At 45.6% G+C, this 21,406-nt stretch carries 14 protein-coding genes; 8 read left to right on the top strand and 6 right to left on the bottom strand.

The annotated features are described in order from the left end of the window. The first annotated feature begins 67 nt into the window (after window positions 1-67). From NL647_RS21750 to NL647_RS21715, 8 genes are all read left to right on the top strand, one after another. Entirely contained in the window at window positions 68-2,386 is a 2,319-nt protein-coding gene (locus tag NL647_RS21750) for a patatin-like phospholipase family protein (RefSeq protein WP_038897991.1), read from the top strand. A 270-nt stretch (window positions 2,387-2,656) separates the two neighbouring features. After that, entirely contained in the window at window positions 2,657-5,245 is a 2,589-nt protein-coding gene (gene acnB / locus NL647_RS21745; RefSeq protein ID WP_009698743.1) for a bifunctional aconitate hydratase 2/2-methylisocitrate dehydratase, read from the top strand. A gap of 281 nt (window positions 5,246-5,526) precedes the next feature. Further along, complete coding sequence (locus NL647_RS21740) at window positions 5,527-5,895, top strand: YacL family protein (RefSeq protein WP_009698742.1); 369 nt, start codon at window positions 5,527-5,529, stop codon at window positions 5,893-5,895. Window positions 5,896-6,083: 188 nt separating this feature from the next. After that, entirely contained in the window at window positions 6,084-6,422 is a 339-nt protein-coding gene (locus NL647_RS21735; protein WP_005439398.1) for a P-II family nitrogen regulator, read from the top strand. Window positions 6,423-6,447: 25 nt separating this feature from the next. After that, window positions 6,448-7,677 carry an ammonium transporter gene (locus tag NL647_RS21730; RefSeq protein WP_005446299.1) on the top strand — a complete coding sequence of 410 codons (1,230 nt, stop codon included), beginning with the start codon at window positions 6,448-6,450 and terminating at the stop codon, window positions 7,675-7,677. A gap of 152 nt (window positions 7,678-7,829) precedes the next feature. Then, window positions 7,830-8,843, top strand: a complete 1,014-nt coding sequence (locus NL647_RS21725; protein WP_005446300.1) for a Fe(3+) ABC transporter substrate-binding protein — start codon at window positions 7,830-7,832, stop codon at window positions 8,841-8,843. A 99-nt stretch (window positions 8,844-8,942) separates the two neighbouring features. Continuing rightward, complete coding sequence (locus NL647_RS21720) at window positions 8,943-10,568, top strand: iron ABC transporter permease (RefSeq protein WP_017189149.1); 1,626 nt, start codon at window positions 8,943-8,945, stop codon at window positions 10,566-10,568. Continuing rightward, the gene (locus tag NL647_RS21715) at window positions 10,568-11,599 is read left to right on the top strand and encodes an ABC transporter ATP-binding protein (RefSeq protein WP_009698741.1); all 1,032 of its coding nucleotides are present in this window, start codon (window positions 10,568-10,570) and stop codon (window positions 11,597-11,599) included. The genes NL647_RS21720 and NL647_RS21715 overlap by 1 nt, the downstream gene beginning before the upstream one ends. A gap of 103 nt (window positions 11,600-11,702) precedes the next feature. Here the strand turns inward: NL647_RS21715 and NL647_RS21710 are convergent, their stop codons facing one another. The 6 genes from NL647_RS21710 to NL647_RS21685 all read right to left on the bottom strand — a co-directional run bounded on the left by NL647_RS21710 (window position 11,703) and on the right by NL647_RS21685 (window position 21,363). After that, complete coding sequence (locus tag NL647_RS21710; protein ID WP_009698740.1) at window positions 11,703-13,115, bottom strand: phosphoglucomutase/phosphomannomutase family protein; 1,413 nt, start codon at window positions 13,113-13,115, stop codon at window positions 11,703-11,705. A gap of 125 nt (window positions 13,116-13,240) precedes the next feature. Beyond that, window positions 13,241-15,649 carry a N,N'-diacetylchitobiose phosphorylase gene (locus tag NL647_RS21705; protein ID WP_253650670.1) on the bottom strand — a complete coding sequence of 803 codons (2,409 nt, stop codon included), beginning with the start codon at window positions 15,647-15,649 and terminating at the stop codon, window positions 13,241-13,243. Between the two features lie 86 nt (window positions 15,650-15,735). After that, entirely contained in the window at window positions 15,736-17,655 is a 1,920-nt protein-coding gene (locus NL647_RS21700) for a beta-N-acetylhexosaminidase (protein ID WP_009703765.1), read from the bottom strand. Window positions 17,656-17,663: 8 nt separating this feature from the next. Continuing rightward, the gene (locus NL647_RS21695) at window positions 17,664-18,554 is read right to left on the bottom strand and encodes an N-acetylglucosamine kinase (protein ID WP_009698737.1); all 891 of its coding nucleotides are present in this window, start codon (window positions 18,552-18,554) and stop codon (window positions 17,664-17,666) included. 2 nt (window positions 18,555-18,556) lie between these two features. Further along, on the bottom strand, window positions 18,557-20,296 hold the full coding sequence (locus NL647_RS21690) for a glycoside hydrolase family 9 protein (RefSeq protein ID WP_050936984.1): 1,740 nt from the start codon (window positions 20,294-20,296) through the stop codon (window positions 18,557-18,559). Between the two features lie 71 nt (window positions 20,297-20,367). Continuing rightward, window positions 20,368-21,363 (bottom strand): ABC transporter ATP-binding protein, encoded by a 996-nt coding sequence (locus NL647_RS21685; RefSeq protein WP_005446311.1) that lies wholly within the window; start codon window positions 21,361-21,363, stop codon window positions 20,368-20,370. Window positions 21,364-21,406 lie beyond the last annotated feature (43 nt).

Here is a 21,406-nt window from a genome sequence, read left to right as displayed (position 1 = left end):
CTGACTTGTGCAGTTGTTCAATTCTTAGTACAAGTAGGTGTTAAATATTCAATAAAGGAAGAAGTGAATGTTCAAAAAGTCGATCTCAAGCTCATGGTTGCGTTTTATTGCACTGTGGGTCTGCTCCTTTTTGATTGCCACTCCTTCCTTTGCCAAACACATCAGTGATGATCATCCTCGCCCTAAAATTGCCGTCGTGCTTGCTGGTGGTGGTGCAAAAGGTGCCGCCCATATCGGGGTTTTAAAGGCGCTTGAAGAGATGCATATTCCGGTTGATATCATTACCGGCACTAGCATGGGCGCTTATGTCGGTGGTTTATATGCAACTGGCATGAGCGCGGATGAAATTGAAAGCTTTATCTACAGTGTGGATTGGAACAGCGGCTATCGAGACCGTGTTGACCGCAGCCAACGTCGCGTCCGCGACAAAGAATATGAAGACCGTTATCAAATCACGACAGATCTAGGCTTAAGGTTTGGTGAAGTTCGTTCACCGACTGGTGTCGTTCAAGGGCAGAATATGCTTCGTATTTTGCGTGAAACGACAGGTAACCTTGGTCGTTTTGACTCTTTCGATGACCTTGCTATCCCATACCGCTCAGTCGCCACTGACATTGTTGAATTGGAAGAAGTGGTGCTTGATAACGGCTATCTTGTTGATGCAATGATGGCAAGTATGTCTGTTCCAGGCGCACTCCCTCCTTATGAACTAAATGGTCATATGCTGGTGGATGGCGGTGTGGTCAATAACATGCCCGTAGATGTCGCTCGTGCTATGGGGGCCGACATCGTTATTGCGGTGGATATCAGTACTGACTACAAAAGCAAAGAAGACTTTACCGGTTTGTTTACCGTTGCTGATCAGCTTTCTAACTATCTTGTTCGTCGTAGTACCCAAGAGCAAGCCGAAACACTAAGCGGAGATGATGTTTATATTCGTCCTAATGTAGGGCAAATGGAGACGGTTGAGTTCAATAAAATGCCCGATGCGTTTCAGGCTGGTTATGAGATCACCAAGAGTCTTGAGTCCAAATTGAAAGGCTTGAGTGTGTCGAATGCCGAGTACCAAAAGTACATTGAGCACAAGCAAGATGCGCGTAAAAATCTGGAATATGGTGATCAGCGCGTGGTTGATCAGATTGTATTGGTGAACAATACGCACTATAGCGATGTGTTGCTGACTAACCGTCTAGAGCTTGATACTGGGCGACCATTAAAAACAGACGAAATCGAAAAAGCGGTCGAAAACCTTTATGCGCTGGATCGCTTTGAATTGATCACTTACCACTTCGAAGAGATCGATGACGTTAATCTATTGGTCTTTGAGGTAAACGAAAAGTCATGGGGACCGAACTACCTCAATTTTCGCTTCTTCCTAGAAGATGACTTTAACACTGACAGCCAGTACGGAATCGGCGTGTCAGCAAACTTCACCAATCTGAACTCTCACGGTGCGGAACTGACTCTAAATGTTGATATGGGCACTGATAAACTGATTGAAGCGGAGTTGTACTCTCCAGTGCTTTCGAGTCAGGAATTGTTTGTTTCTGGAAAACTCAATTACAACACTGAAAACCGGAACTTACCTCTCGATGACGAGTTTGAAAATCCGGATATCGGCTCAGTTTACGATTACCTACCATTTTCTTACACCGAGTTTATTACTGAGCTAGCAGCGGGTGTGCAACCAACCTTGTGGCAAGAGTTCCGAGTTGGTGGTCGTTATACCAAAGGGACGATAGAAGCCTCCACCATTCAGTCTGCGGGCAATTTAGATTACGAGCGACTGGGGTTATTTGCCAACTATCGCTTAGATACACTGGATGATTTTGCATTTCCGACTCGTGGCATGCTGATTGACTTGGACTACCTTGTTTCTCATGACAAAACCCCAGAAGGTCTCCGAGGTGAAAACGCAAAAAACAGTATTGAAGATACGGTTTATGAAATTACCGCTCGTTTTAAGGGGGCGGTGACTCACAGCCGTCATACTTTAGTCGGTCAAGCGGAATACAGCTTTGTTGAGAGTAAAAACTCTTTTGTACCTTTGGACCCTAGAGAGCTAGGTGGTTTCTTAAATTTGTCTGGTATCCCTCGTAACAGTCTGATTGGACAAAACTTATTCTATACCAGTTTGGTGTATCGTTATAAATGGATGGATAACGATTTTGGGCTGTTTGAAGCGCCAGTTTACCTTGGTGCATCCCTTGAACATGGTGGTGTTTGGTCGGATAACGATCTCAAGCTGAATGAGGCACCGCTGTACAATGCCGCATCAATTTTCTTTGGTGTTGATTCGCCAATAGGACCCGTTATGTTGGCATACGGTCGTACAGAGCAGAATTTAGATGCTGTGTACTTGATCGTTGGAACATCATTTAAATAACCGGGAATAGGACAGCAAAATCTCCGCATATTTAGCCGAAATTCACAGGACTTTAGTCGTAAGTTGCTATGTTGGTCAAAATGATGAGATTTTAATTTAACGTTAAATTTGCTATCCTTTCGCCCACAGTTTGGCCTCTACGGCGCTGTTTCTCAATCAGAATTGAATGAAAACAAGGGCAATGGAGAGCCAAGTTTCCAAGGATGTTCACTCCTTTACTTTGAAAAATAGTAATTAAAAAGGAGGAACCGCAATGAGAGGAAAAAAGTCGTGCTTGAAGCCTACCGTAAACACGTCGAAGAGCGTGCTGCCGAAGGAGTTGTTCCTAAACCGCTAGACGCTGAACAAGTTGCTGGACTTGTTGAACTTCTGAAAAATCCCCCGCAAGGTGAAGAAGCTTTTATTCTTGACCTACTAGAGAACCGTATCCCACCAGGTGTAGATGAAGCTGCTTATGTAAAAGCGGGTTTCCTGACGGCGGTAGCAAAAGGTGAAGTGGAATCACCACTTGTGAGCCGTGAAAAGGCAGCTGAGCTACTAGGTACAATGCAAGGCGGTTACAACATCGCTCCTCTAGTTGAATTCCTAGAAGATGACCTACTAGCGCCTATTGCTGTAAAAGCGCTGTCTCATACTCTACTGATGTTTGACGCTTTCTATGATGTTGAAGAGAAGGCTAAAGCAGGTAATGCATTCGCGAAACAAGTTCTACAATCGTGGGCTGATGCTGAATGGTTCACATCGAAGAAGAAAGTCGCGGATCAGATTACTGTTAAAGTATTTAAAGTAACCGGTGAAACCAACACCGATGACTTGTCTCCAGCTCCAGATGCTTGGTCTCGTCCAGATATTCCAGTACACGCAAAAGCGATGCTGAAAATGGAACGTGATGGCATTGTACCGGATCAACCAGGCAGCGTTGGTCCTATCAATCAAATTGAAGAACTGCAAAAAGACGGCATTCCACTAGCATACGTAGGTGATGTTGTTGGTACCGGTTCTTCGCGTAAATCAGCAACTAACTCAGTGCTTTGGTTTATGGGTGAAGATATCCCATTTGTACCAAATAAGCGCACGGGTGGTATCTGTCTAGGTGGTAAGATCGCCCCAATTTTCTACAACACGATGGAAGATTCTGGTGCACTACCAATTGAACTAGACGTGCAAAACATGAACATGGGTGATGTGATTGATATCTTCCCATACGAAGGTGTTGTGCGTAAAAACGGTGAAGAGATCTCTAGCTTTGAACTGAGCAAAGTGTTGCTTGATGAAGTTCGTGCTGGTGGTCGTATTCCACTGATTATCGGTCGTGGCTTAACAAGCCGTGCTCGTGCATCACTTGGTCTAGAAGAAACCGATCTTTTTGCTAAGCCTGTTGACCCTTCAGCTTCTGATAAAGGTTACACCCTAGCTCAGAAGATGGTGGGTAAAGCATGTGGCGTAGAAGGTGTACGTGCAGGTCAATACTGTGAACCGAAGATGACAACGGTAGGTTCTCAGGATACTACCGGTCCAATGACACGTGACGAACTAAAAGACCTTGCGTGTCTAGGCTTCTCTGCTGATCTCGTGATGCAGTCATTTTGTCACACGTCTGCTTATCCAAAACCAGTCGATGTAAATACGCACCATACACTACCTGACTTCATTATGAACCGTGGCGGTGTATCGCTTCGTCCTGGTGATGGTGTAATTCACTCATGGTTAAACCGTATGCTTCTACCTGATACCGTTGGTACGGGTGGTGATTCACATACACGTTTCCCTCTTGGTATTTCATTCCCAGCAGGTTCAGGTCTCGTAGCATTCGCAGCTGCGACAGGTGTCATGCCACTGGATATGCCAGAGTCAATCTTGGTACGCTTTAAAGGTGAAATGCAGCCAGGTATCACGCTACGTGACTTGGTACATGCCATTCCTTACTACGCAATCCAACAAGGTTTACTGACGGTTGAGAAAGCAGGTAAGATCAACGAATTCTCTGGTCGTGTACTAGAAATTGAAGGCGTTGAGCACCTAACTGTAGAGCAGGCATTCGAGCTGTCTGATGCATCAGCAGAGCGTTCTGCGGCAGGTTGTACAGTTAAGCTATCTCAAGAGTCTATCGAGGAATACCTAAACTCAAACATCACTATGCTTAAGTGGATGATCTCGGAAGGTTACGGCGATCGTCGTACTATCGAGCGTCGTATCACAGCGATGGAAGAGTGGTTAGCAAACCCAGAGTTGATGGAAGCAGATGCGGATGCGGAATATGCGCACATCATTGAAATCGACCTAGCAGATATTCACGAGCCAATCCTATGTGCACCGAACGATCCAGATGACGCTCGTCTTCTATCTGAAGTTCAAGGTACACAGATTGATGAAGTGTTTATCGGTTCTTGTATGACTAACATTGGTCACTTCCGTGCAGCAGGTAAATTGCTAGAGCAATACGGTGGTCAATTAGATACTCGTCTATGGGTGGCACCGCCAACCAAGATGGACCGTGACCAACTGACAGAGGAAGGTTACTACGGTATCTATGGTCGTGCTGGTGTACGTATTGAAACGCCAGGGTGTTCTCTATGTATGGGTAACCAAGCACGCGTAGCAGATAAAGCGACGGTAATGTCGACTTCAACGCGTAACTTCCCGAACCGTCTTGGTACGGGTGCTAATGTTTACCTTGCGTCTGCGGAGCTAGCAGCGGTAGGTGCAATTCTAGGTAAGATTCCAACCAAAGAAGAGTACTTAGAATACGCGAAGCAAATTGATGCGACAGCAGCAGACACATACCGCTACTTGAACTTCCACAAGATGGATCAGTACACCAAGAAAGCGGCAGAAGTGATTTTCCAAGAGCCTGCATAATTCTTAGTGAGCTTTGCTAATACTTGATAAGCGCCCACCATTTGGTGGGCGTTTTTTTAGATAACGCATTGCGAGAGATCCCCAGCTCGCTCGTACCTCGCTCTTGAGGATGACGATTAAATAGCCAAGAGTAAAAACGATGTCATTCCCGAAAACGACAAAGGAGTGCTGTCGGGAATCTCTTTTAAACAAGCGATTGAGAGAGCTCCGCGTCTCGCGCTTCTCCCATCCCATATCTCCCTGTATACTCCGCACCAAATTGATACGAAAAGGCGATCTCGATGGAGTTTGAATTCATCCGCAATACATTGATGGGCGAATATTATGTCAAATGCAGTATGGGGCATGAGATTGTAGGTCGCTGGCTACAAGAAGAAATTGGCAAAGATCCGGCTAAGATTGCGCAAGTTGAAAGCTTGGTTGAACAGGCATTTTCTTCGCCATCTCAAGAGCATAGATTAACTGGATCTGAGATAAGTTTAATGATCGTCGGCGATGAAGTTCTGGTTCAAGAAAACGTACTGGGTCACGACTATGAAGTCGAGATGGAAAGTGAGTTCGATTTCTATGATGCTGAGAGTACTGCGAGTTGTGGTATTGAGGACTTTTGTGCCTTGATAGAGCAGTGGAAAGACTTTTTGAACATTTAATGCACAATTTTGGGTAGTCTAATTAGAGTTGCCTTATATTTGTGAAAAGGGCGCACCGATGTGGTGCGCCCTTTTTGTTTATAAGATTGTTATTTTTAATAAGTTCATATAAATCAAGTAGATAAAAAGTTGGCACGCAGCTTGGATTAATACAAGTGTTTCAGGATGAAAGCTGCGGAGAAGATTCAATGAAAATCATTAATGCCATTATAAAGCCTTTTAAATTAGACGATGTGCGCGAAGCATTGGCTGATGTCGGTATTGAAGGGATGACAGTATCAGAGGTTAAAGGTTTTGGTCGCCAAAAAGGGCACACGGAACTATATCGTGGTGCTGAATACCAAGTCGACTTTCTACCAAAAGTAAAACTAGAAATCGCGACCCATGCAGACAATGTGGAACGCGTGGTAGAAGCCATCACTAAAGCGGCTCAAACCGGAAAAATTGGTGACGGCAAGATTTTTGTCTACGACCTAAACCAAGCCGTGCGTATTCGTACTGGTGAAATGGACGCAGAAGCACTTTAAGAATTCAAGGGATTGGAGAACTATCATGGAATTAACAACAACGGTAACGGAATTACGTTACGCACTCGACACCTTTTTCTTCCTCATTTCCGGTGCGTTGGTAATGTGGATGGCAGCAGGCTTTGCCATGCTGGAAGCGGGCTTAGTTCGCTCTAAAAACACCACCGAAATTCTAACCAAAAATATCTGTCTATATGCGATTGCCTGTACCATGTTCTTATTGGTCGGCTACAACATTATGTATGTTGATAATGGCGAAGGCGGCTGGCTACCATCATTTGGTGCGCTAATTGGCACACAAGGTGAAGGGGCAGATCATTCTCTAGAGTCGGACTTCTTCTTCCAAGTTGTATTCGTAGCTACAGCAATGTCAGTCGTATCTGGTGCAGTTGCTGAGCGCATGAAGCTTTGGTCTTTCCTTATCTTCTCTGCGGTACTGACGGCATTTATCTACCCTATGGAAGGTTACTGGACTTGGGGCGGTGGTTTCTTATCAGAAGCTGGCTTTAGTGACTTTGCTGGTTCAGGCATTGTACACATGGCGGGTGCAGCAGCAGCGTTAGCTGGCGTATTACTACTGGGTGCTCGTAAAGGTAAATATGGCAAAAATGGTGAAATCTACCCAATTCCAGGTTCAAACATGCCTCTAGCGACATTAGGTACATTCATCCTTTGGTTTGGTTGGTTCGGTTTCAACGGCGGTTCTCAACTAATGGTTTCTGACTTTGAGAACGCGACAGCGGTAGGTCAAATTTTCTTGAACACTAACGCAGCGGCAGCGGCAGGCGCAATTGCAGCTCTACTAGTGTGTAAAACCACTTGGGGTAAAGCTGACCTAACGATGATTCTGAACGGTGCCTTGGCAGGTCTTGTAGCAATCACTGCCGATCCTCTATCACCATCACCACTTTATGCTGTGGCTATCGGTGCGGTATCTGGTGCGCTAGTTGTGTTCAGTATCATTGGTCTGGATAAAGTGAAGATTGATGATCCTGTAGGTGCTATCTCAGTTCATGGTGTGTGTGGCTTCTTTGGTCTTATGGTTGTGCCGCTAAGTAATGGTGATGCCACATTTGGTGCACAGCTTCTAGGTGCTGCTGTTATCTTCGCTTGGGTATTCGGTGCAAGCCTTGTGGTATGGGCAATTCTGAAGGCAACAATTGGTATCCGAGTGTCGGAAGACGAAGAGTTGGAAGGTATGGATATGCACGACTGTGGTGTTGGCGCTTACCCAGAATTCGTGACTGTGAAATAACAGTCATAACGACACAATTCGTTACAAAGTTAATCATCAAAAACCTGCTCTGACGAGTAGGTTTTTTTTATGGATTAATTGTTTTCTTATTGAACATGCATATAATAACGCAACTGATAAACGTTATCATTAGCATGGTAAAGGATTAAACAATGAAAAAACTGCTAACTCTTTCAGCGATTACTTGCGCAACTCTAGCTCCAACAGCAATGGCTGCTGAAGAAGTGAACGTCTACTCTTACCGTCAACCTTTCCTAGTTGAACCTATGTTCAACGAGTTCACTAAAGAAACTGGTATCAAAGTAAACGTTAAGTTTGCGAAAAAAGGTCTAGCAGAGAAGTTGGCTCAGGAAGGCGAATACAGCCCTGCTGACGTAATCCTTACTACAGATATCAGCCGTCTAGCTGAACTGACAAACAAAGGTCTGGTTCAAAAGGTAGACAGCAAAATCATCGAAGAAAACGTACCTGCACAGTACCAAGATAAAGAAAACGAGTGGTTTGCTCTAACTCTACGTACTCGTAACGTTTACTCTTCACGTGACCGTGTTGGTAAGCTAGGTAACGATTTCAACTATGCAGACCTAGCAAAGCCTGAATTCAAAGGCAAAATCTGTACACGCAGCGGTAAGCACCCTTACAACGTATCTCTAGTGTCTTCTATGATCGCGCACCACGGTGAAGCTGAAACAAAAGAGTGGCTAGAAGGCGTTAAAGCGAACCTAGCTCGTAAGCCTCAAGGTAACGACCGTGCTCAAGTTAAAGCAATCAAAGAAGGTCTATGTGACGTTTCTCTAGGTAACAGCTACTACCTAGGTAAGATGGTTAACGACAAAGAGCAAAAAGCTTGGGCTGACGCGGTATACATCAACTTCCCTAACCAAGAGACAACAGGTACTCACGTAAATATCTCTGGTATGGCAATGGCGAAGTTCTCTCCAAACAAAGACAACGCTGTGAAGCTAATGGAATTCCTAACGGGTGACAAAGCGCAGCAAATGTATGCAGAAGTAAACTACGAGTACCCAGTAAAAGAAGGCGTTAAGCGTTCTGAACTTGTGGAATCTTGGGGTGACTTCAAAGCAGATACTATCTCTCTAGATGACATTGCTTCTCACCACGAAGCTGCAATTAAGCTACTAGATGAAGTGAAATTTGACCTTTAATTCCATGTGGGGGTATAACTATACCTCCATTTGATTAAAGGATATGAGATGTATTTGCAACTGCATTTGTATTTCATAAAGCCTTGCAGTATTTAGGCAATGAAGAATAAACATTCTCTATGGAAAACCAGTAGTGGGGTGATCACCCTGTTACTGGTTTTGCCGATCTTAGCGATCTTCTATACCGCCATTGGTGAGACGGATGACTTGTTTACGCATTTGATGTCGACGGTCATGCCAACCTACATCTATAACACCGTTGCTCTGACCTCTGGTGTGATGATTCTTTCTTTGATTCTCGGTATCCCAAGCGCTTGGTTTATGGCTATGTGCAAACTGCCAACCGAGAAATGGTTACAATGGGCATTGGTTCTGCCTCTTGCTATGCCGGGTTATATCATTGGTTACATTTTTACGGATTGGTTTGATTTTGCCGGACCGATCCAGATCTTCTTACGTGATATAACCGGATGGGGACCTGGTGAGTACTGGTTTCCTGATATTCGTACCTTGAGTGGTGCGACCTTTGTTCTTTCTCTGGTTCTTTATCCATATGTTTACTTACTCTGCCGAGCGGCATTTATGGAACAGAACGTCTCTTTGTTACAAAGTGCACGCTTACTGAAGTGTTCTCCTTGGGAGAGCTTTTGGCGTATCTCTTTACCGCTTGTTAGACCTTCTATCGCCGTTGGTTTGTCTCTGGTCGCGATGGAAACCATTGGTGACTTCGGCACCGTCAGCTATTTTGCAGTGAACACACTTACCACTGCGGTTTATGATACTTGGCTTGGGTATTCGAACCTGAATGCCGCAGCGAAAATTTCAGCCATGATGTTGGTGATAGTTGTGTTGCTGTTAAGTGCTGAGCGCTACAGTCGCCGCAAGCAGAAGCTGTTCCAAAGCCAGTTTAATAGTCATGAAGATTTTCGCTATGAACTTCAAGGTTGGCAAAAGTGGGGCGCATTAGTTTGGTGTTGGGGCTTGGTTGCGATCGCATTTATTTTCCCTCTGCTACAGTTGATTGATTACGCTATTACTTACTTTGCGCAAAGCTGGACACCGGAGTTTCGTGAATATGCATGGAATAGTTTGGTGGTGTCAGTCGTGGCTGCAATCATCGGTGTTGCGATTGCTTTAACGGTAAACTTTAGTCAGCGAGTCAATGGTGGACGTTCAAGTTTAGCCTTTATGCGCCTATCTTCAATGGGATATGCGGTACCTGGTACTGTGCTCGCCATAGGTGTGATGGTGGCGGTGCTGTTTATGGATCATCGCGTGAACGATATTGCTAAAGCGATGGAGTGGGGTAGACCGGGACTGATCTTCTCAGGATCTATGTTTGCTCTGATTTTCGCGATGGTTGTTCGTTTCTCTGCTGTCGCGATCGGTAGCGTTGAGAGTAACCTAAATAAGATTTCGCCATCGTTGGATATGGCTTCGCGTACGATGGGTTGTACACCAAACACTATGTTGTGGCGTGTGCATTTTCCATTGGTTAAGCGTGGTGCCTTAATTGCTGGTCTGTTGGTGTTCATTGAGTCGATGAAAGAACTCAATGCCGCGTTATTGCTGCGCCCATTTAACTTCGAAACCTTGGCGACGTACGTGTATAACTTTGCCTCGGATGAGCATTTAGAACTTGCTGCATTACCCGCAGTATTACTGGTTCTTGTTGGGTTAATCCCGCTTGTTGTTGTTAACCGTTCACTGGAGCAAAGTCATTAATGAGCTGTGCATTATCCATTCAAAATCTTACTTGCCAGTATGAGTCACAAACTGTTCTTGAGTCTTTGTCCTTAGAAGTGGAACAGGGGCAAATTGTTTGTCTATTAGGCGCAAGTGGTTGTGGTAAGACAACGCTTCTGAAAGCCATTGCAGGTCTCCTTCCGCTAAGTTCAGGTCAAATGAGCCTGAACTGCCTCACTATTGATGACGGTAAAAATTGGTTACCACCAGAGCAGCGTAATATTGGCATGATCTTTCAAGATTACGCCTTGTTTCCGCACCTGACGGTTGCCGAGAACATTGCGTTTGGTTTAAAGAATGAAACAGCGCAACAAAAGCTGCTGAAAGTAGAGGAAATGTTGGGCTTAGTTCATCTTAAAGGCTTTGGTGATCGTTACCCGCATCAGCTGTCAGGTGGTCAGCAACAGCGTGTTGCGATTGCTCGTTCACTGGCTTATAAGCCGGATCTTCTGTTGCTTGATGAACCATTTTCTAACATCGATACTCAGGTGCGTCACGAGCTGATCCGTGAAATTCGCAAGATTTTTAAGGAGCAGGGAGTTACTGCGATCTTTGTAACTCACAGTCGTGAAGAAGCTTTTGCTTTTGCCGATAAGATGGCTGTGATGAACCATGGTGTGATTGAACAGTACGGTACTGCCTCTGAACTTTACTACCAACCGTCGAGTAAGTTTGTTGCTGACTTCCTAGGTGGTGGTAGCTACCTTGCTGCAAAGCGAATCTCTGAGAGCGAATTTGATACACACCTTGGCGTGGTGGAAGCGAACGCTCAGCAAGACATTAAGATGGATGGAGACTGTGCGCTGTTACTTCGTCCTCAGCATGTACAGATTGCCGCTGATGAAGAAAGTGCGGTCAAAGTGCTTGAGCAACACTTTATGGGTGATCACTGCCGTTATGTGATTGATGTTAACGGCGACCGTTTATTAGCGACGTCAACGCAAGCGTTGAATGTCGGTGATAGCGTCGCAGTGAAAGTGGAAACACAAGGCGTGTTGGCTTTTGCGTAATCAGTTAAGCCCAAATTCAGCACCATAAAAAAGCCCGGCGCTAAAGCCGGGCAAGTGTTCTTCACCTATAGGTTATGTGCTCGAAGCGGGCACAAGGTGTCAGTTATAAAGACAAGAAGTCTTTAAACTGTTGAAGAACACGTTCCGCAGTGTCCTTATCTTGCATCTCTGCAAAAATACGTAGCAACGGTTCGGTACCAGAGAAACGAGCGATAATCCAACCACCGTTTTTGAAGTAAACTTTCGCACCATCTTCGTAGCTGACTTTTTCGATCTCAAACTCAAACTCAGGTAACTGCTTCTCAATATAAATCTTGTTGAACAACGCGTCTTTTTGCGCAGGTTTGAATTTGCAATCGCCTTCAGCCATATACGCATAGCCGTACTTACCGTAGATTTCATCGAGTAACTCAGACAGTTTTTTACCGGTTACTGAAATCATTTCCACCAATAGGCTTGATGCGAATACGCCATCCTTACCTTTGATGTGACCGCGAATAGTTAGACCGCCAGAACTTTCACCGCCAATCAGTGAATCGTCAGCTTCCATTTGAGAGCTGATATGCTTAAAGCCTACAGGAACCTCAAAGCACTTTTCTCCATGGTCTTCCGCGACTTTGTCGAGTAAGTGTGTAGTTGCAATATTACGCACCACTGAGCCTGTCCAGCCTTTGTATTCAAGCAAGTAGTAGTAAAGCAGTAGTAACACTTCATTTGGATGAATGAAATTACCTTTCTCGTCGATAATGCCAAGACGGTCTGCATCGCCATCGGTACCGATACCAATGTCATAGCCTTCCTGCTCAACAAGGTGCATCAAGCGATAAAGCGTTGCTGCACTTGGCGATGGCATCAATCCGCCAAAGTCTGGGTTCTTGCCATCGTTGATCACGTCGACTTCACAGCGACCATTAATCAGTACCGTTTGAAGTGCGTTTTTTGCAACACCAAACATAGGGTCGATCAATACGCGTAGATTTGCCTTTTTGATCGCCTCGATGTCGATAAAGTCAATGATTGAGTCAACAAACTCGTTCATCGGGTTGATGATTTGAATCAGCTTATCTTCAACCGCTTGTTCAAAGTCGACGCTTTTTACATCTTGTGTCGTTAGCGTTGATATTTGTGATTCGATTTTTTGTGTGATGATTTCATCAGCGTCGCGACCGCCTTCAATGAAGACTTTGATGCCGTTGTAATCGGCAGGGTTGTGTGATGCGGTAATACATGCTGAGTAAGCACAACCCATTTCCTTCGCTTTGAACATCACGATAGGCGTTGGAACAAACTTGTCGATAAAGCTAACCACAATGCCGTTTGCCGCTAATACTTCAGCGAACCAACGACCAGCTTTATCAGAAAGAAAGCGGCGGTCATAACCAATGACAAAACCACGATCAGCCACGGATTCGTTATTCGTAATGTTTGCGACTGCCTGAGCAACCAAACGTACATTATCTTTGGTGAACTCCTCACCGATAAATGCACGCCAACCACCTGTACCAAATTTGATCATAATTCGATCCTCGATAAGAGCGGCATCCCACCGCTTCTTAAATCTTTGCTAGCGAACCGATGCGCTTATCAAACTCAAGTGCACCGGATAACCCAAAAGGGGAGAAGGACTCCCCTAAAAGATGATTAACCTAGAGTAACGATAACTTCGTTTACTGAACCTTGTGCTTGAACTGGCACTGATGCGCCACTTACCGCTTCACCGTTTACGGTAATCGACTTAACGCCTTTGCTCACTGAATCAGGGTTAACGACTTTGATGTTGTACGTTGCACCTAACCATTGACGAGTCACTTCGAAACCTGGCCAGTTCGTTGGGATACAAGGATCGATGGTCAGGCCATCGAAGCCTGTACGCACACCGAGGATAAAGTTGGTTACGGCGAAGTAAGCCCAACCAGATGTACCTGTTAACCATGGGTGGTTTGCACGACCGTGGTCTTGGTGGTCACGACCCATGATGAACTGTACGTACGAGTAAGGTTCTGCAATACGTTTTTCGATGATGTCGTTCTGGTTGTATGGGTTTAGTGCATCGTAGAACTTCATTGCACGGTCACCACGACCTAATTTAGCCTCAGCTACCCAAGCCCATGGGTTTGGATGTGAGAAGATTGCCCCGTTTTCTTTTACGCCTTGATAAACGCGAGTAACAAAGCCGATGTCATCGTTTGGTGTTGCGAATGATGGTGAATTTAGGTGTAAGCCATATTCAGAGAACAGGTTCTCATCGACTGCGTCCATCGCTTTTTCACCGCGCTCTTGAGATACCGCACCTGAAAGTACCGCAAGCGTGTTTGACTCAAGGTGTACTCGACCTTCCGCTTGTTGCGCTGTACCGATCTTGTCACCATTTTTCGTTAGACCACGGATGTACCAACCACCTTCGTCATCCCAAAGGTGTGTTTCACATGCTTCACGAACGTTTGCTGCCATTTCCGTGTATTTTTCAACGTCAGCTTGTTTACCTAAGTATTTCGCTAGGTCGATGAACTCTTGCAGTGCCCAGAAGTGTAAGAACGACACCATTGAAGATTCACCACCACCGAGGTTTAGACAGTCGTTCCAGTCTGCACGCAGACCTTTACAGATACCGGTTTGACCTACGTATTCAGCCGAGAAGTCTAGTGCTGCCTTCATGTGGTCATAAACCGTGGCATCACCACCGTCAGCATAAGGGATCACTTCGTCGAAGAAGCTATGTTCACCCGTTTCCATCACGTACTTACAGATGGTTGGGACTAACCATAGATGGTCATCCGAACATGTGTCTTCGATACCGTGAATCTTGTCTTCATCAGACGGAGTAGGAACAACTGTCGGTGATTTCGATGGTTTAACGTCAGTTTTTTCTGGATCGAACCAATCTGGATCAAATAGGTGTAGACCATAACCCGCTTTCACCTGACCGCGTAGCAGGTCAACGATACGTTTACGCGTCATTGCAGGGTTAGCATGAGGAACTGAGATCGCATCTTGCGCTGTATCGCGGTAACCCAGACCAGTACGACCACCCACTTCGATGAATGAAGCAAAGCGAGACCAAACGACACAAGTTTCCGCTTGGTATAGCGTCCAAGCGTTGATCATGGTGTCTAGACCTTCGTTTGGTGATTTCACTTGGAACTTGCCACAACGCTCATCCCAGTGTGCTTTGATACCAGCAAATGCGTTGTCAACTTCTGCAAGATCTTGGTACTTAGCACGCAGACGCTCACCGTTGCCTTTACCGATACCTAGAATGTAAGCAAAGCGAACTTCCTCACCTGGTTGGATGGTAAATTGCTTGTGCAGAGAGCCACAGTGGTTGTAACAAGTTTGTGCGGTGTTGAAACACTTACCTTGTTCCACTGCTAACGGATTTGCTTCGTCACGGTATAGACCAAGGAAGCTGTCACGTTGACCGTCGTATGAATCTGGGTCAAATGTTGAAGCTAGGTAGTAGAAACCTTCGAAATCGTTCGTGTTGTAGTACAGGTCGTACTCAATCACGCCTTCGTTGTAAGCCGTACCTGCTGAGTAAAGAGACATCTGATGGTTTTGGTTATCAGATTGAATGTGGCTGAATGAGAACTCAACAAATGAGAATGCGCTGATCGTGCGTGGTTTGTCAGAGGTGTTTTTAATCACTACATCCCAGATTTCAGCGTCTTCACCTTTTGGAACGAACAATGTTTTCGTCGCGGTAATACCGCTGTATTCACATTTGAACTTAGAGTAAGACAAGCCGTGACGAACTTCGTAGTTTGCTTCATCTAGGCTTTTCGCAACAGGTTGCCAAGAGATTGACCAGTAATCACCTGTCTCATCATCACGCAGGTAAACGTAGTGTCCTGGGCGATCGAATGTCGCGTTTGGACGGAATTTAGTAACACGGTTGTATTCTGGAGAGTTGTAGAACGAGTAGCCACCCGCGTTGTGCGAGATAACTGTACAGAACTTCTCAGTACCTAGGTAGTTTGTCCATGGTGCTGGTACGTCAGGGCGAGTGATGACGTATTCGCGATTCTCGTTATCGAAATAGCCGTATTTCATTTGTGTATTTCCTTTTTACTAAGCTGCGCCTGCAGCCAAAAATTTAAAAACTCTTTAAGCGTGATGCGTTGGCATCTGGCTTGGTATTACTTCCACGGTTTACGGTAATTCACTCCCTGCAAGTCAAGCAGAGGTAGGTGTCCTTTCAACCGTGATAAATAGTCGGTCCAATCGCGGTGTTGTTTTTCTGTCCAACATGCTTCTGCCATGGCAGTCAGGCGAGGGAAAATCATGTAGTCCATGCGCGATGGGTTGTTGATGATTTCGCACCATAGAGCGGTTTGAATGCCCCAAATGCGTTTTCTGATTGGATCGTCAGCAGGCACTTCTGCTAACGGCTCGTAGTTGTAAGCTTTCTCTAATGGCAGCGGGTTAGCCCAGTCTACTCCAGGCTCTTCTGGTGCGTAGTCTTGGGTCATATCCAAATAAGTAGTTTGTGCAGGTTGCAGCACCACATCAAAGCCTTGGCGAGCACAGTTCAATGCTGCTTCTTCGCTCAACCATGAGTAAATCACGGTATCTTTGCTGACCTTGTTGCCGTGTTGAGCTTCTTCCCAACCCAGCATGCGTTTACCCAGTTTGCGCAGTTTGTCTTCTGCATGACGCAGGAAGTGACCTTGCAGCTCTTTGTAATCGGTGTAACCCAATTGCTCCATTAGGGCTTGGCAAGCAGGACTTTTCGACCACACGCCGTTAGGCACTTCGTCCGCGCCAATGTGAACATAAGGAGCAGGGAATAGAGCAGCGATCTCTTCAAGTACTTTGTCGATAAACTCGTAACTGCCCGGAAGAGCTGGGTTAATGACGTTATCGTTGTAATGCTGAATGCTGCGGTACTCAGTGGTGTCTTCTGCTTCAATTAAGAGGTGAGGCAGAGACTTAATTGCGGCGCGGCAATGACCAGGTACATCAATTTCAGGAATGATGGTGATACCACGTTGCTCTGCAAATGCGATAACGTCTCGGATTTCTTCTTGCGTGTAGAAGCCGCCGTAGCGTTGAGATAAATGGGTGTATTGTGGCTCGATGGTTTCATCGATACCACGCCATGCGCCAATTTCCGTAAGCTGAGGCAGTGATTTGATCTCGACACGCCAGCCTTCATCGTCAGTGAGATGCCAATGGAACGTGTTGAACTTGTAATGCGCCAACAAGTTGATCAGGCGTTTTACTTGCTCTACGGAATGGAAATGGCGAGCACAGTCCAACATCATGCCGCGATAACGAAAGCGTGGGCTATCTATAATCGAACAGCACACTGCTTCCATGGTTTTGGTTGCTTCATCTCGTTTTAGTAGCTGCAATAAAGTTGCACAAGCATGGGTAAAGCCAGATGAAGAGCCTGCTTCAATCTTGATCGACTCTTCTGATACTTTGAGCTTATATGCCCCTTCATCCAGTGTTGGGTTGCTTTTGAAAATGATTTTGCCGCTGTTAGAAGAAGAAAGTGTAAATTGGTGAATACGCTGGAGCTCTTCTAGTAACCACGCTTTGGCTGAGTTAGCTAAGTCGGTATAAATTGCAACGCCAGCTTGTTCGTCAAAAGTGAACGAGTGGTCGCTGACTTCAATATGGTTTGGTTTTGGCAGTAACGGTTGAGCGTGCGTTAAGCTTGCTGGAATATCGCTGCGTTCCCGATATGGTGAAGCCAAAACAATAGGGGTGACGTCGACCTGAGCACGTTGAGGTTGACCATCAACGACAAAGTCGATCATTGCTTCATTAAAGCCATCCGAATAATAACGGAATGGGTTAGAGCCAATGCTGAATTCACAGTAATAGTGGTGGTTGGCAGCCAGCACTATACCTTCTGGTTTGAGTGTGCAAAAACTACCAATCTGAGTAAGTTGACCATTTGAAACGCTATCTGGAAGAATGTAACGATCGAAAGCAAAAGTTAAGCCCCAGCTGTTTAGGTCTTGGTCGCTCAAATTATGAAAGGTGAGTCCAAAGCGACAGTTTTGTTTTTGTTCAGAAAGGACCACTAAATCAACACGATATTCCATGTTCACTCCTACTCAACACTCACCGAGTAAAGGTTATGTTCTGGCTTACCAGCAAACATAATGGCCCCTTCAATCGCATCAAACTGAGGTTCAACCACCCACTGTTGAACTGGTGGAGATAACCAGTTCAGGATTCGCTCTGCGATACTGCCCATTAGGCAGATACGAGTAGCCCCACGCTTATTCAGCGCGACTAAGAACATTTCTATATCGGCTGCGGTTTGCTTTAGCATTTCAATCGCCAGTGCATCACCTTGTTCAGCATGTTGGAAAATTGCTGGAGAGAATTGACCGTAATCGCGAGGTAGAGCCTGCTTAGACCATGCCACTACGTTGTCGATATCATTTTCAAAATGTGCCATTACGTGTGCTGCTAGAGGTGTTTTTTCGCGAATGCCGTCTTCTGCCAGCAAGACTTGTTGGATCAGACGCAACCCCATGACTGCGCCGCCACCTTGATCGGAGATTGGGAACTCACGACCGCCAACGACATGTTGCTCGAGACCTTTGAGGAAAATGCCGCATGAACCTGTTCCTGCGATCATGATTGCGCCATCTTCACCGTTATGCGCACCAATACATGCTCCGTAAGCATCGGTATTGAGTGTCATACTGGCAAATGGGTGTTCCAAAGCCATGAATGCTTGCCAAGAGGTTTTATGTTCCGCACCTGCTAGAGCCAGACCTACGTGCATAGAAGCGAAATCTTGTTGAGTTAGCCCGCCTTGTGCTGCCGCTGAAGCAATAGATTCAAGAATCGACGCCATCGCGATGTCTGCGCCCAGCATGATGTTTGCACTGCCGCTTTTGGCTTCACCAATGAAGTTGCCTTGTGCATCTTTGATTCGAGCGCGGCATGACGTACCGCCTCCATCAATACCTACAAAATACATCCCCATGTTTATTGCTCCTTGAAGGCTTGAGAGTTGGCTAAAGTCGAGATGTGCTGAGCCTGACTCATCACCGCGAGTAGGAACCAAGCACCATGTGGGATCCATTGTTCACCCCAGCGCCAGTTCTGAAGCATGTCGTCTTTCTGCGCTGGTGGATTAAATGCAATGTCTTCCTCATCTTCGAAACCGCCGGTAATGCCATTACACACGCCACCTTTTGCATTGAAGAAACCGTATTGAGGAAGATAGTCCGGATTGTTACGACCATGACCATCCAACATACACATGTCGTATGGGTTCAGCCCCACAATCCAGTTAATAGAATCTTGTGCGAGTTTAGAAAGCTGCTGTTTTAGTGCTTTTGACTCAATGAAAGGGAGTGCCCCATAAGCCATGGTTGCCAGTGAACCTAAGCGAGCATTTTCACCTTGCCACCAGTAACCTGATTCGTTGTTGTGTGCGACAAAGAACGCATCACGTTTCGCTTCATCTACGCCTTTAACGTACTGGCGTGGGTACCCAAATGGGTTCTTAACTTTGTTGGTGATAGAGACTTCAAATTCACACGCTTGAGTGATGATTTGCTTTGCTACCGATGCGCGCTCAGAGTCGTCTTCGATGGTTAAGTATTCACATAGTGCGATCACTGGAAGTCCTGCTTCTGCTGCATGGAAGTAAGGTCGACTGCCATCTTGATTAGCACTCCAAAAGTGTTGAATGTACTCATCACTTGTTTGGCGAGTTGAAAGACGTTTTGCCCATACGCGGCTTTCTTCTAGGTAGCGTACCTCTTTGGTGGTCTTAAATAGCTCTACAGCGGCAAGAAGCGCACAGTATTCATCGATGATGTTCTCTTCACCATCGTTCAAGTATTGGGTGTTGTGTTCTTTTAGGTGCCAGTAACCGTTTTCTGCCGCATTACGGTATTTTTGTTGGTCGAATTCGCCATGAACATCTAGTCGTGCTGCTGAAGCTAATGCTGCAATGCTGATGCCTGCACCTTGTCGATAGCCTGCTTGATAGTCATCGAACTTATGACCAAGTTGAGTTTCGTACGCGCAAATCTCGCGTTGCGCTGTATCTTTACTCCACTTGTCGAACACGGTCATGTAGAAGAAGCCTTTTTCATTTTGCATACGAACAAGGAAGTCTGCGCCAAATAACGCTTCTTCAACAAGACGAGTGGCCGTGAACTTAGCCAGTTTGTCGTTACCTTCGAGCAGAGATAATCCTTTCAACATGTTCCAAACTACCATCGGTGTCTGTTGTGGATTTAGGTAGTTTGCGTATGACAAATGGCTTAGATATTTACTGACGTCGCCTGATGCGTCATACCAACCGCCGTGAACATCTGCGGTTTCGCTAGAGTTAAGTAGCGGTGCTTGGCGATCTTGTTGATCGAAAATGCCGCCGCAGCGTTGAGATTTAAAATAATGGATCACATCAGACAGCGTACGATCGAGAAGAACATGCTCTCCAATCTCAAAGTGAGATGAGCGCAAATGATCGAAGCGAAGGTAGTAGTTACCGGGAGTGTTAAATGAAGAAAAGTCGACAAGGTAAAAATGACCTTGATGCCAGTTTGCCACTTTGCCTTGCTTTTCTACTGTCAGTGTCGCAACAGTTTGGTGGCTGTCGGCACAAACCAATAAAGCAGTATAAGAAGACAGACGTGGTTGACTCGTCTGGATGATCGCTTTCTTAGGACCCAGACGCTCGTAACCAATATGGTTAGTCAGTAGCAGCATTCAATTTCTCCGGGAAACAATAAAATACAAAGGGAAAAAGGGGTCAGATTGATACCTGACCCTCGTTATGATTAATCTTCGAATAAGTAACAACGAACAAAATGGTTATCGGACAATTGAGTCACACCTGGCAGTCGCTCACGACATTTTTCTGTGGCATGAACGCAGCGTCCTGCAAATGGGCAACCGACTGATTCTGGTGTCCACAGTGGGATTTCACCTTTGTTACCTTTCAACTTCTCGTGAATTGACTTCGATGGATCGGGCACCGCTGAAACCAGTAGTTGTGTGTATGGGTGTTGCGGATCGTGGATGATTTCTTCAGTGTCTCCCCATTCAACCATGTGACCCACGTACATAACTGCAAGATCTTCAGCAATGTAACGTGCTGTCGCGATATCGTGAGTGATATAAAGCAGAGACATTTGCTTCTCAAACTTCATCTCTTCCATTAGGTTGAGAACACCAGCACGGATCGATACATCAAGCATTGATGTTGGTTCGTCAGCCAATACCACTTCTGCACCAACCGCAATGTTGCGAGCCAAGTTCACGCGTTGACGCTGACCACCAGAAAGCTGGTGCGGGAACTTTTGTGCCGTCTCTTTTGGTGGAATCAGACCAACTTGTTCCAACAAATCATACACGCGCTCTTCCAACTCTTTCTTGTTGCCCGGTGCGATCTTTTTGTGGATCAGCAGTGGGCGAGCAATATGGTGGAAGATGTTGTGTGTTGGGTTTAGCGAGCCAAATGGGTCTTGCCATACCATTTGTACGCCTTCACGGTAGGTCATCAAATCGTGTCGAGAGGTGATGTCTTGGATGTCACGCCCTTTGTATTCGATGATGCCATCCGTTGGTGCATACATTTTCGCAATCATTTTTGCGGTAGTAGATTTACCTGAACCAGATTCACCTACTACTGACAAACCGCGGCTTTTGTACATTTTGAAAGATACGTCGTTGATTGCACGCATCTTAGATTGTTTGATTGAGTTACTGTTTAAAGGGAAGTCTTTAACGACATTTTTACCTTCAATCAGCAGTTCGCCGAATTGTTTGCTCATAATTCTCTCCAGTGTAATTTTCTTCTTAGCTAGCGTTATTTTT

The sequence above is a fragment of the Vibrio sp. Y29_XK_CS5 genome, assembly GCF_024181835.1.
In the GTDB taxonomy this organism is placed as follows: domain Bacteria; phylum Pseudomonadota; class Gammaproteobacteria; order Enterobacterales; family Vibrionaceae; genus Vibrio; species Vibrio harveyi.
This window is presented reverse-complemented; position numbering and strand designations above follow the sequence as displayed.

Excerpts from the sequence above, each read along its gene's own strand:
- NL647_RS21750 (WP_038897991.1), top strand. The coding sequence starts at position 68 with ATGTTCAAAAAGTCGATCTCAAGCTCATGGTTGCGTTTTATTGCACTG.
- NL647_RS21740 (WP_009698742.1), top strand. The coding sequence starts at position 5,527 with ATGGAGTTTGAATTCATCCGCAATACATTGATGGGCGAATATTATGTC.
- NL647_RS21735 (WP_005439398.1), top strand. The coding sequence starts at position 6,084 with ATGAAAATCATTAATGCCATTATAAAGCCTTTTAAATTAGACGATGTG.
- NL647_RS21730 (WP_005446299.1), top strand. The coding sequence starts at position 6,448 with ATGGAATTAACAACAACGGTAACGGAATTACGTTACGCACTCGACACC.
- NL647_RS21725 (WP_005446300.1), top strand. The coding sequence starts at position 7,830 with ATGAAAAAACTGCTAACTCTTTCAGCGATTACTTGCGCAACTCTAGCT.
- NL647_RS21720 (WP_017189149.1), top strand. The coding sequence starts at position 8,943 with ATGAAGAATAAACATTCTCTATGGAAAACCAGTAGTGGGGTGATCACC.
- NL647_RS21715 (WP_009698741.1), top strand. The coding sequence starts at position 10,568 with ATGAGCTGTGCATTATCCATTCAAAATCTTACTTGCCAGTATGAGTCA.
- NL647_RS21710 (WP_009698740.1), bottom strand. The coding sequence starts at position 13,115 with ATGATCAAATTTGGTACAGGTGGTTGGCGTGCATTTATCGGTGAGGAG.
- NL647_RS21705 (WP_253650670.1), bottom strand. The coding sequence starts at position 15,649 with ATGAAATACGGCTATTTCGATAACGAGAATCGCGAATACGTCATCACT.
- NL647_RS21700 (WP_009703765.1), bottom strand. The coding sequence starts at position 17,655 with ATGGAATATCGTGTTGATTTAGTGGTCCTTTCTGAACAAAAACAAAAC.
- NL647_RS21695 (WP_009698737.1), bottom strand. The coding sequence starts at position 18,554 with ATGGGGATGTATTTTGTAGGTATTGATGGAGGCGGTACGTCATGCCGC.
- NL647_RS21690 (WP_050936984.1), bottom strand. The coding sequence starts at position 20,296 with ATGCTGCTACTGACTAACCATATTGGTTACGAGCGTCTGGGTCCTAAG.
- NL647_RS21685 (WP_005446311.1), bottom strand. The coding sequence starts at position 21,363 with ATGAGCAAACAATTCGGCGAACTGCTGATTGAAGGTAAAAATGTCGTT.